Raw genomic sequence first — 10,565 nt, forward strand, 5'->3', positions numbered from 1 at the left:
AAGTTAAACCTATAGAGAATTACAAATTAATATTAACCTTTGAAAACAATGAAGTTAAAATATTTGATATGAACCCATATTTAGATAAAGGTATTTTTCAAGAATTAAAAAATGAAAATATATTTAATGCAGTTAAAGTTAGTTTTGATTCAATAGAATGGCCTAATGAAGCAGATATTGACCCAGAAACATTATATGAAGATAGTGTTTCATATTCAAGCTAGAAATAAGGAGTTGAGATAAGAATTTATCTCAGCTCCTTTTGTTTTAACTATTGATAACCCTAGCACATTTTCGAAAAAAGTCACCAAAGTTTGCTTAAATAAAAAAATATCGCCTAAGTCAGTAATACCAATGGATTCAAAATCAAGTGGCCGATTTTTACACGTATATCGTCCTCCCGGTGAAAATAACTAAACCGTTGCAATTAGCGGGCAAAATCGCCTTAACGTTTGAAATCCGCATTTTCCTGACGCTACTAGAGCTATGTATTTGAATTAATGAAAAGAAGCTTAGGTGAACATACTGATATTACTTATATCAAAGCACTTGTGACGCAAATTTTCGGAAAAAACACAGGGATAAAAATATTACCAAATATAGTAGCTGCAATCGCTACAAAATCAAGTGGCCGATTTTTACACGTATTTCGGTGTCCTTAGAAAAACACCAAACAATTGCAAATAGCGGATAAAATCGCCTTAACGTTGTAAATCCGCATTTTTAGGACACTACTAGGGCAATGTATTATATCAAAGTCATCAAGTTATTGATGTTACTTGATTTGAAGAAACTTTGGTGCAAATTTGCATAAAAAACGCAGGTTTAATTAATAGTAGAATTTTTTTAAAAAGTAAAGAGATAAATATAGTAATACCAATAGGTGCAGAGAAGATGTGTCCGGTTTTTACACGTATCTCGGTGTCCCTAAGAAGAGATACATTATTATTAAAAAGACATTTGGAGGAAGACATGAAGAAAAGAGCAGTAGGTTATTGTAGGATTTCTACCTTAATGCAAGTAGATAATACATCACTAAAGGATCAAGAAGATAAAATTAGAATGTACGCTAAGCTTCACGATATAGTGATAGATAAAATGTTCATAGATAAAGCAGTATCAGGTAAATCAACTGATAGAGCAGAATATGATAAAATGATTAACTACATTAAAGAAAATAATATAGATATGATAATGGTTTATAAGAACGACAGACTCCATAGGAGCCTTTATAACTTACTTGCAATGATATATGAGATGCAAGAATACAATGTAGCATTAGTAAGTATCACAGAGCATTTTGATACATCAACACCACAAGGGATGTTGTTTCTGCAGATGCTAGGAAGTTTTGCAGAATTTGAGAGGGCTGTGATTAATGAAAGAACTCGTAATGGAAGAATCGCAAGATTAAATGAAAATAAATGGGTGGGAGGTAAACCATCACTTGGATATAAAGTAAATAAACAGGGGCAATTTGAGATAGATGAAGCAGAAGCTAAAATAGTCAAAGATATATTCAAGCTAAGGTCCAAAGGGATTTCATTAGCTAAAATAGGTGCTAAGTATGGATTTTCAAAGCAGAAGGTAGATTATATCCTAAAAAATAAAAACTATATTGGTATATTTAAGTACCAAGGAAAGAAAGAAAAGAATGATATCATCATTGAAATAGAGCCAATAGTATCGAAGTATATGTGGAATAAAGTGAATAAAAATCAAAAATAAGTTGAAAAAAAATCTAAAAAGATGTTAAAATAAATTTAATTCAAGTTAAATATAAATTATTTATAAATTAAATAAAAATGAGGTATAAATTATGAAAATATGTTCATTTTTCAACGTAAAAGGTGGAGTAGGAAAAACAACACTAACTATACTTACAGCGATGAAATTAAGTAAAGAAGGTAAAAAAATATTACTAATAGACGCAGATACACAAGCTAACCTAACACAGTTTTTATACAAAGTTGTTCACGAAGACAAGACATTATTTCAAATGCTAACAGAAAACATAACAGCCAATGAAGTAATACTAAAATCACCAGTAGAAGAGTTTGAAAACATAGACCTAATACCAAGTGATATTAGCTTAAGTGTTTTATCTGAATATTTATCTACTCAAATGGGAAGAGAAAAAGCAGTATGGAGATGGTTTAAAAATAACATAGATACTATAGAAAAATATGATTATATATTTATAGACTTATCACCATCATATGACCTTATAGCTAGAAACTTTATGCTAATATCAGATTCAATAATTACTCCTATAGAGTATCAAGATATAGCATCAATAAGAGGATGTGAGTTATTCTTCCAAAAGTTTAAACAAGACTTAGAATTTTTAGATGTAGAATTAAAAACGAAAAGAGCTGTAGTAATAAACTCATATACATCTAGAAAATTAAGTACAGGTGATTTGTTTAATGCTTATTTAGATAAATTTGAAAATATAAAACAAGATTTAGTACAAGCTAAGGTAAGTGAAACAACAGTAGTTAGAAATGCTATTTTAAATAAAATGGACTTAGAGGACTATTGTAGAAAAACAAAAAAAGCACATAAGGTTAGAAGTGACTTTAATGAGTTTATACAAGAATTAAAGGATAAGGAGATTTTATAGATGGCTTTAGATATATTTAAAGAAGATGTAAAAGATATAAAAATAAGAAAAAATGATTATCAAAACAAAGTTGATTCAGTTATAGAAAATAACTTAGATATAGATCTTGATGGCGTAAACTTACTTGCTATGAAAGAAGAAAAAAAAGTAAAAAAAGTTGCACTTACGATATATTTAGAAGAAGATGAATTAGATATATTAAAGTCGGTATCAGTATTAAAAAATACAACAGTTCAAAAGACAATAGGTAATTTAGTTAAGAGTACAGTGACCACGACAAAGGCTAATTTACCAAGTGATTTCAATATTTGTGATATGGTAAAGAAATATGATAAAGAAAATAAAGTAAAAAAAAATAAAAAATAATTTGATTTTAAATTATCAAAAAATGATAATTAAATCGAAAAAGATTTATTTATAATTTAAAAATAAATTATAAATAAATCTTTTTTTAGATAAATAGAATACAAGTTTATTATAAAGCATAGTACGTAGCATTTAAGGTCCAAATTGTAAAAAAGTATTATTTGAATAAATAGAATTACAGGAAGTAGTAGCTATTGGAATGATAGAGCATATTTAATGTAGATTAAGATTAAAATATATACTAAAACATAAAAATATGTTAAAATTTAAATAAAGAAATCGAAAATAAAATGGAAAAAAGCCAGGAGTTCATAAGTTTGGCGACTTACTCCTAGCTTTCCTATAAGACACTCTTGATAAGAGTGAACTCTCATCAGAGATTTTTTATATTGTTATTATGTATTAATATTAACATAATAATTCTAAGATATCAATAATTTTGATACCTAAAACAATATAAAATTTATCTATAAAACAATAATATCAAAGATTAGATTGATATCATTGTTAGAAAAAACGAGAGTTCTCCTTATCTTTAGTGTCAACATACTAAGAATAGAGGGGAATTTTTTTATGCAAATGACAGAGTTTTGTGATCATCTTTATGATGATACTACAGATGGATATATACAAATATTGAAACTAAATGATGAACATAATGGTGATAAGACCATTAAAATATATAATACTAAAAATGAGGGATTAAGAGACATTGTAGAAGAACTGCATAGCAATGAGGATGTATTTCTAGCGCCAAATACAATGTACTTACCACAAAGAAGAGTTGAAAATATAAGACAATTTAGATCATTATTCCAAGACATAGACTGCCAAAGTATGGGGCTTGAAAAGGCGGAAACAGTTTATATGATATGGATAATGCACTATGAGGGAAAAATACCAAAGCCAACGATGGTAACAGATAGTGGAAGAGGAGTACATCTATACTGGCGAATTGAAAATGCACCTTATGGAGCATTAAATACATGGCAGGAACTACAAGATTATATATATTATAATTTAAAACATTTGGGAGCTGATAGACGAGCTACAGATGGAGCAAGGGTACTTAGATTACCAGGTACAGTAAATTCTAAGAGTGACACTGATTGTAAAGTTTTATATATAGATAATGAAACAGAATACTCAATGTATCAATTAAGAGAAGACTACCTGCATTACAAACAAAAAGCTCACCAATTACAAATGCAGCAAACTAAGAAAATTGATAACAAGGTTATTTCAAATAGATTCTTTACATCATACAGTTTACATATGGAAAGAGCGAATGATCTAGAAACTTTATGTAGGCTTAGAAAATATGAAATGACTGGATATAGAAATATGGCTGTGCATTGCTATGCATACTGGAAAGGTATTTATGTTAGAGATAGCTATGAACTTGAGAATGTAGTTATAGAGTTTAATAATGCATTTACAGAGCCAATGAAGGAAACAGAGGTACAAGCTATTCTAAGGTGTATACCAAAGGCAATAGATAAGTTTATAGCATATGAGCAAGGTATTAGGAGTGGAGAAGTAAAAAGAGTATCTAAAGGTATGAGAGACAAAGAAGGTTATTGGTATAAGAATGAAACGTTAATAGATAGATTAGGTATAACTATAAAAGAACAAAAGCAGATGAAGACTATTATAGGTACAGAAGAAAAGTATTCTAGAAATAATGAAAAAAGAAGAGAAAAAAGAAGAAATGAAGATGGATTAACTAAAAGAGAGCAAGAAAAGCAGACATTAATAGAAGAAATTCAATTATTAAAGAGTAAAGGATTAACACAGAAAGAGATAGCTTTAAAGTTAAAAAAATCGATAAGAACAATAAAAAGTTATTGGATTAGATAAGGGTGCAATGAAATGGCTCTTTATAAATATGTGGTTGTTGTCCTTTTAGATAAGGGTGCAATGAAATGGCTCTTTATAAATATGTGGTTGTTGTCCTTTTAGATAAGGGTGCAATGAAATGGCTCTTTATAAATATGTGATTGTTGTCCTTTTAGATAAGGTAGGAGAAAAGATATGTTTAGGATAGTTGTTTGTGAAGATGAGAATATATTTAGAAGCTTTTTAGTTGAGGCTATTTCTAATATTTTCATTGAGAAAAGTATAGACGTAGAGATTATAGAGTATAGCAGTGGAGAAGCTTTGTTTGACAAATATCCAGAAAATGTAGATATCTTCTTTTTAGATATTGAAATGAGTGAGTTATCGGGAATGGATGTAGCTAAAAAAATTAGAGAACTTGATACTAATGTAGAAATAATTTTTACAACAGCGGTATCAGGTTACTTAGAGCAAGGATATGAGGTAAGGGCATATAGGTACTTGATAAAACCCTTTGAAAAAGAAGATTTAAAGAGACATTTATTAGCATGCATATCAGATGTATTGTCTAAGCAAGAGAATTATTTAGTTCTTGAAGATAAAGGCATTCTATATAAAATAGATATAGATAAGATTACTTATATAGAGGTATTGCAAAGAAATATAACAGTACATACCTTAGATGATAAGTATACAATAAAGATGAGTATAAGTAACATTGAGAAAAAGTTAAAAAACTATAATTTCTATAGATCTCATAGGAGTTATTTAATAAATTTAAAATATGTTCAAAGTATAAGCTCAAATATGGCTATAGTAAACAATGATGAAGTTCCAATCAGCAGATATAGAATTGCGAACTTTAAGCTTAAATTAGTTCATATGTTAGGAGCTACATTATGTTAGATTCAATGTTATTTTGGTATTTTATAAATTTAATTTCATCGGGAATAGAGTGGATAGTTTATAAACTTATTTTAGATGAGTTTAGTGAAAAGAAAAAAAGTGATGTTGTAATAAATATATCAATTATTATTTTAACATTTACCACAGTACTATTATCAATATTCAAAGTACATCCAAGTATTAAGTTAATAATTGGAATAGTTATGTCTCTTATAGTATATTTGTATAATTATAATGAAAAAGTAGTAAAAGCCATATTAGTTTTATTGATGTTTTGGATGATTATACTTGGATCAGATATCATAAGCACTAGTATAATATCATTTGTACACTCAATGAGCGATATAAATAGACTATTAGATTATAGTATATTTAGACTAGAGCTTATGATAACATCTAAACTATTATTAATAGCAATGGTACCTTTAGTGAAGGGAATAAAGATTCAATTAGAACTAAAAATTAAAGAGTTTATTAATATAATAATTCCAATAGTCGCAAATATAATAAGTATAGCCGTAATATTTGGGTCAGAGTTTGGAGTATTTGAAGATTATAAATTAAACAATTTAATGTTGCTTATATCAGCAACATTATTATTAATTTCAAATATATCATTAATAAATATGATTGGAAACTTAATAAAGAAGTATAACCTAAAGGCTGAAAATGAGATAATAAAACAAAAAATTGAAGTTCAATATGAGCATTATAAAGAACTTCAAAACGCACAGCTTAAAGTGAGAAAATTATATCATGATATGAGTAACCATATCATTTGTATAGAAAAGATGATTGATAACAATCAATACTCAAAACATTATATAGATAGTATAAAATCAGAACTTAATCAATGGGACTCTATAAGTACAACAGGAAATATGATATTAGATATTATACTAAGTGAGAAAAAAGATATTTGTAATAAAAATAGTATAAGATTTTCTGTAGATATCAATTTTAAACAATGTGATTTTGTTGATATGATGGATATTTGTAGTATATTTTCTAATATACTTGATAACTCAATAGAAGCATGCAACAAAATTGAACATGAGAATAATCGATATATAAAAATTAAAGGTAATATAGTAAATAAATTTTATGTTATAAGATGTGAGAATTCAAAGATAAATGAGATAAAAAAGAAATCTAATAAAATAATTTCGGATAAAAGAGATAAATACATGCATGGATTAGGGATAAGTAGTGTGAATAGTTCAATAGAAAAATATGATGGTATTATGGCAACAGACTATACAGAGGATAAGTTTATTGTAAATATATATATACCACTTGAATATAAGGTTATTCATGTCTAAAAAAAAGCTATTGGTGTACTTAATATTGAAAAATAATAAAAAAAAATGTTATATTCTAGGCATAGGATATAACATTTTTTTATTGTTTGAATCAAAAGAACTACGGGGGAGGACGACATACGTGTTATTTTCGGCCACTTGATAAAATTGAAAATTATATTAGTACTTATGATTACTAGTTATGACTATGCTTAAAGCATTGCAATTACTAGTCTATAATCACATAATCAAATCTTAGAAGTTATGATTATGACAACTTTAATTTAGCTATAAAACCCATAGATTTTGAGAAAATAAAAAATCGCTGTATTCAAGCTATATCAAGGTGTTCAAATTCAAGTGGCCGATTTTTACACGTATGTCGGTGTCCACCGAACTATAGTTATAAGTTATAAAAATTTCAGAGTATAAAGAGGGAGACATTATGAATTTAAAAAGAATTAGTTCGACAGCTATGGCAATATTAATTGCCTCAGGACCTGTACTAGGGAGTGTAGGAATTGTAAATGCAAGTGAGATAACTAACAATCAAGAAATAACAGCAGTAAATGATACTGAAGTAGTTGATACTGAAGTTGAAAAAAAAATACTGTCAATCAACAACACAAATAAAGAAGAAATAGATGAAGCAAAGAAAAAAAGAGCTGAACTAACAATTGATTCTAGTGATGCTGATATATATTCAGCTGATCAAATAAAACTACTAAAATATGAATTCCAACAAGAAAATGGAGTAGAAGACGAATTTAAAGAAAAAAGTAATATAGATGGATTAAAAGTTGAAACAAATGGATATAGAGGAATAATAAGAATAACTAAAAATGGAGAGGCTCCTTATGAGCTAAACTATTTTGATGTAGCAGATCAATTTCATTTAGATGCTATGAAAAGCATCAAAGCCCCAAGTAGACCTGGTGCTTGGAGAACGCAAGGACCTGATTATGCAAATATGAAAGTTGTAAAAGGTTCACCAAGAGATACAATATACGCTTATCACCCTGGTAATCCTAATCTATCTAAAAAATACACTAAAGATACTAATAGTTGGTACTCAGGTAGCACAAAAGGTTATTATGATTATGTTCAGAGAGCTAGACAAAGTTACGGTACATCTAAAACAAATATGGGTAGCGGTGTTATAGCAGCTTTCAATGTTGTTTTAGGTACATTTATTAAAAATGGAAAATGGAAAGTAACAACTAGCGAATTAAAAGGTGCATGTGGTGATGGTATAATAGGAGGAGCTATTAACTTTGCAATAGGAGTAGCTCATGGAGTTACTTATCTTAGTGATTTAGGGAATTTAAAATCTCACTACGATAAACTTTAGTAATTATGAATAAAGATAATAAAATTGACTATGAATCAACTATATGCATAATAGTAGGACTATGTTCAACATATATTTCAGATGGAAATTTATTTTTATCATTTCTAATAACTGTATTTGTAACAGTTATTCTATTTAAGGTAATAAATATTCGAAAATTTTTAAAATAATGAAGAAATATAAAGATAGTACTTTTAAAGATTAAGTTTAAATATACTTAAAATCGAATGCCATTCGTGTATGAAAATATGCTATTGGTGAATTTAATATTGAAAATTAATATATTAAGATGTTATATTGTAGGCACAAGTGATTGAAAAGGAGATTGAAATGGTTAAATCGTGTGCAAAAAATATGACATCTTTTTTAATTTCTAATAAAGCAATAGAAGATGATGAATCAGAATTATATATTTATGGATTTGAAACACTAATAGCATTTGCTATAAATATAGCAGCAATACTTTTAGTAGGAGCATTCTTTAATAAGTTTACTCATACACTATTGTTTTTGCTTTGTTACTGTCCTATAAGACAATTTTCAGGTGGCTATCATGCTGAAAATTATAAGAAATGCTTAATGGTATTTCTTAGTATATATATGTTAGATATAGCGATACTAAGCGTTTTAATAAATAAAATATCAAATATATCAGTTATTATTATGACTTTAGTATGTGCTTTAATTATTATAAAGTATTCACCGATGGAACATAGAAATAATCCGTTGAGTAAAGAAGAAAGAAAGCGTTATAAAAACACAGTGATGCTATTAATAGGAATAGTATTACTAATTGTAGCTATAGGAATTTACAATAGTAGATTTTATGAATATTCAATATACATGGCTTCCTCAATATGGTGTACTTTTATAATGTTAAAGCTAGCAATTATAAGTAAAGGAAAGGAATCATAAAAAATGAAAAAGATTTTAAGTATGGCATTAAAAAACGTAGGAACATTAGCAATAGGAATTTTATTCTTATCAGCTAATACTACATCAAACTTTATATCACATCAGCCAGAAATGCCAAAAGGTATTAAAAAATTCAAAAAAATGTAATAGTTAAAATTAGAAGATAGGGGAAATTCAAACCTATCTTTTTTATATATAAATCAAGGAGTGAAGTTATGATTTTATCTGTTGCAATATGTGAAGATGAAATGTTTCATAGGAAGGTATTAGCGAATAATATAAGCAAAATATTAGATAAAAAAGAGATAAGATACAAGTTACTAGAGTATGGATCAGGGGAAGAACTTTTTAAGGATGAAAGTAATAAAGTAGATATATTATTTTTAGATATTTGTTTAGATGGAATATCAGGCATGGAAGTAGCAAGAACTATAAGAGAGTCGAATTCTAGAATTAAAGTAATATTTACGACTTGTATGAAAGAATATGTATTTGAAGCATATGAGGTAAATGCCTATAGATATTTAGTAAAGCCTATAGAATACGAGTTATTAGAAAAGTATTTATTAGATTGTGCGTATGAAATACTGAATAGAAATAATAGAGTAGTTATTAAATGTAAAAATGATGTATTTGTATTGGATTTAGATGAAATCTTATATGTAGAGGTAATTAGAAAGCATGTAACAATATATACAGATCAAAAAAATTATACAATTGAGATAAGTTTAAAAAAAATTCAAGAATATCTTAAAGATTGTAAGTTTTTTAGATGTCATCACAGTTATATAGTTAATCTAGAGAAAGTAGAACAAATTAAAAGTAATAATATTTTAGTAATAAAAGAATATGAAATATATGTAAGTAGATCGAATATTAAAGAACTACAGTTAAGACTAGCAAGTATATTAGGTGAGATGCTTTGTAAGTAGTTAGTATAATTTATTATACTACACACAAAATATGGATGTATTAATTAAACTTTTATTAATACATCCACTTCTGATTTTATATCCTCATCATGGCTTATTATTATTATTATTTTATTATGTTTTATTGAATTTAAATATTTTATTAATGATAATTTACTTTTATCATCCATTGCAGATGTAGGTTCATCAAAAATCATTATATTAGGATTTTTTAATAGAACCCTTAATATAGATATTTTTTGCTTTTCTCCACCAGATATTTTATTCCTATCTATAATAGTATCTAATTTATCCTTATTAGAGTTTATATACTCTAATAAATTTAATTT

The 10,565-nt window shown here is 27.1% G+C and carries 12 protein-coding genes; 11 read left to right on the top strand and 1 reads right to left on the bottom strand.

Translation table 11 applies throughout. From position 1 onward, the window contains the following. The 11 genes from ACRDBA_RS02685 to ACRDBA_RS02735 form a co-directional block, all read left to right on the top strand. On the top strand, positions 1 to 224 hold a 224-nt coding region (locus ACRDBA_RS02685; protein ID WP_438571393.1), incomplete at its 5' end, for a DUF2442 domain-containing protein. 748 nt (positions 225 to 972) lie between these two features. After that, positions 973 to 1,728 carry a recombinase family protein gene (locus ACRDBA_RS02690; protein ID WP_438571394.1) on the top strand — a complete coding sequence of 252 codons (756 nt, stop codon included), beginning with the start codon at positions 973 to 975 and terminating at the stop codon, positions 1,726 to 1,728. A 91-nt stretch (positions 1,729 to 1,819) separates the two neighbouring features. Next, positions 1,820 to 2,626, top strand: coding sequence for a ParA family protein (locus ACRDBA_RS02695; RefSeq protein ID WP_438571395.1), 807 nt, complete (start codon positions 1,820 to 1,822; stop codon positions 2,624 to 2,626). Then, the gene (locus tag ACRDBA_RS02700) at positions 2,627 to 2,992 is read left to right on the top strand and encodes a hypothetical protein (protein WP_438571396.1); all 366 of its coding nucleotides are present in this window, start codon (positions 2,627 to 2,629) and stop codon (positions 2,990 to 2,992) included. 573 nt (positions 2,993 to 3,565) lie between these two features. Further along, the gene (locus ACRDBA_RS02705) at positions 3,566 to 4,852 is read left to right on the top strand and encodes a DNA-binding response regulator (RefSeq protein ID WP_438571397.1); all 1,287 of its coding nucleotides are present in this window, start codon (positions 3,566 to 3,568) and stop codon (positions 4,850 to 4,852) included. 174 nt (positions 4,853 to 5,026) lie between these two features. Further along, positions 5,027 to 5,737, top strand: coding sequence for a LytR/AlgR family response regulator transcription factor (locus ACRDBA_RS02710; RefSeq protein WP_438571398.1), 711 nt, complete (start codon positions 5,027 to 5,029; stop codon positions 5,735 to 5,737). Continuing rightward, entirely contained in the window at positions 5,731 to 7,059 is a 1,329-nt protein-coding gene (locus ACRDBA_RS02715) for an ATP-binding protein (RefSeq protein ID WP_438571399.1), read from the top strand. Before ACRDBA_RS02710 ends, ACRDBA_RS02715 begins: the two co-directional genes overlap by 7 nt. A 424-nt stretch (positions 7,060 to 7,483) precedes the next feature. Then, on the top strand, positions 7,484 to 8,389 hold the full coding sequence (locus ACRDBA_RS02720) for a hypothetical protein (RefSeq protein WP_438571400.1): 906 nt from the start codon (positions 7,484 to 7,486) through the stop codon (positions 8,387 to 8,389). A gap of 330 nt (positions 8,390 to 8,719) precedes the next feature. After that, the gene (locus ACRDBA_RS02725; protein WP_438571401.1) at positions 8,720 to 9,304 is read left to right on the top strand and encodes an accessory gene regulator ArgB-like protein; all 585 of its coding nucleotides are present in this window, start codon (positions 8,720 to 8,722) and stop codon (positions 9,302 to 9,304) included. A 3-nt stretch (positions 9,305 to 9,307) separates the two neighbouring features. Further along, the gene (locus ACRDBA_RS02730; RefSeq protein ID WP_438571402.1) at positions 9,308 to 9,451 is read left to right on the top strand and encodes a cyclic lactone autoinducer peptide; all 144 of its coding nucleotides are present in this window, start codon (positions 9,308 to 9,310) and stop codon (positions 9,449 to 9,451) included. A gap of 68 nt (positions 9,452 to 9,519) precedes the next feature. Beyond that, positions 9,520 to 10,236 (top strand): LytR/AlgR family response regulator transcription factor, encoded by a 717-nt coding sequence (locus tag ACRDBA_RS02735; RefSeq protein WP_438571403.1) that lies wholly within the window; start codon positions 9,520 to 9,522, stop codon positions 10,234 to 10,236. 44 nt (positions 10,237 to 10,280) lie between these two features. Here the strand turns inward: ACRDBA_RS02735 and ACRDBA_RS02740 are convergent. Further along, on the bottom strand, positions 10,281 to 10,565 hold a 285-nt coding region (locus ACRDBA_RS02740; RefSeq protein WP_438571404.1), incomplete at its 5' end, for an ATP-binding cassette domain-containing protein.

The sequence above is a fragment of the Clostridium sp. genome (genome assembly GCF_051654825.1).
Taxonomy (GTDB): Bacteria; Bacillota; Clostridia; order Clostridiales; family Clostridiaceae; genus Clostridium.

Excerpts from the sequence above, each read along its gene's own strand:
- ACRDBA_RS02690 (WP_438571394.1), top strand. The coding sequence starts at position 973 with ATGAAGAAAAGAGCAGTAGGTTATTGTAGGATTTCTACCTTAATGCAA.
- ACRDBA_RS02695 (WP_438571395.1), top strand. The coding sequence starts at position 1,820 with ATGAAAATATGTTCATTTTTCAACGTAAAAGGTGGAGTAGGAAAAACA.
- ACRDBA_RS02700 (WP_438571396.1), top strand. The coding sequence starts at position 2,627 with ATGGCTTTAGATATATTTAAAGAAGATGTAAAAGATATAAAAATAAGA.
- ACRDBA_RS02705 (WP_438571397.1), top strand. The coding sequence starts at position 3,566 with ATGCAAATGACAGAGTTTTGTGATCATCTTTATGATGATACTACAGAT.
- ACRDBA_RS02710 (WP_438571398.1), top strand. The coding sequence starts at position 5,027 with ATGTTTAGGATAGTTGTTTGTGAAGATGAGAATATATTTAGAAGCTTT.
- ACRDBA_RS02715 (WP_438571399.1), top strand. The coding sequence starts at position 5,731 with ATGTTAGATTCAATGTTATTTTGGTATTTTATAAATTTAATTTCATCG.
- ACRDBA_RS02720 (WP_438571400.1), top strand. The coding sequence starts at position 7,484 with ATGAATTTAAAAAGAATTAGTTCGACAGCTATGGCAATATTAATTGCC.
- ACRDBA_RS02725 (WP_438571401.1), top strand. The coding sequence starts at position 8,720 with ATGGTTAAATCGTGTGCAAAAAATATGACATCTTTTTTAATTTCTAAT.
- ACRDBA_RS02730 (WP_438571402.1), top strand. The coding sequence starts at position 9,308 with ATGAAAAAGATTTTAAGTATGGCATTAAAAAACGTAGGAACATTAGCA.
- ACRDBA_RS02735 (WP_438571403.1), top strand. The coding sequence starts at position 9,520 with ATGATTTTATCTGTTGCAATATGTGAAGATGAAATGTTTCATAGGAAG.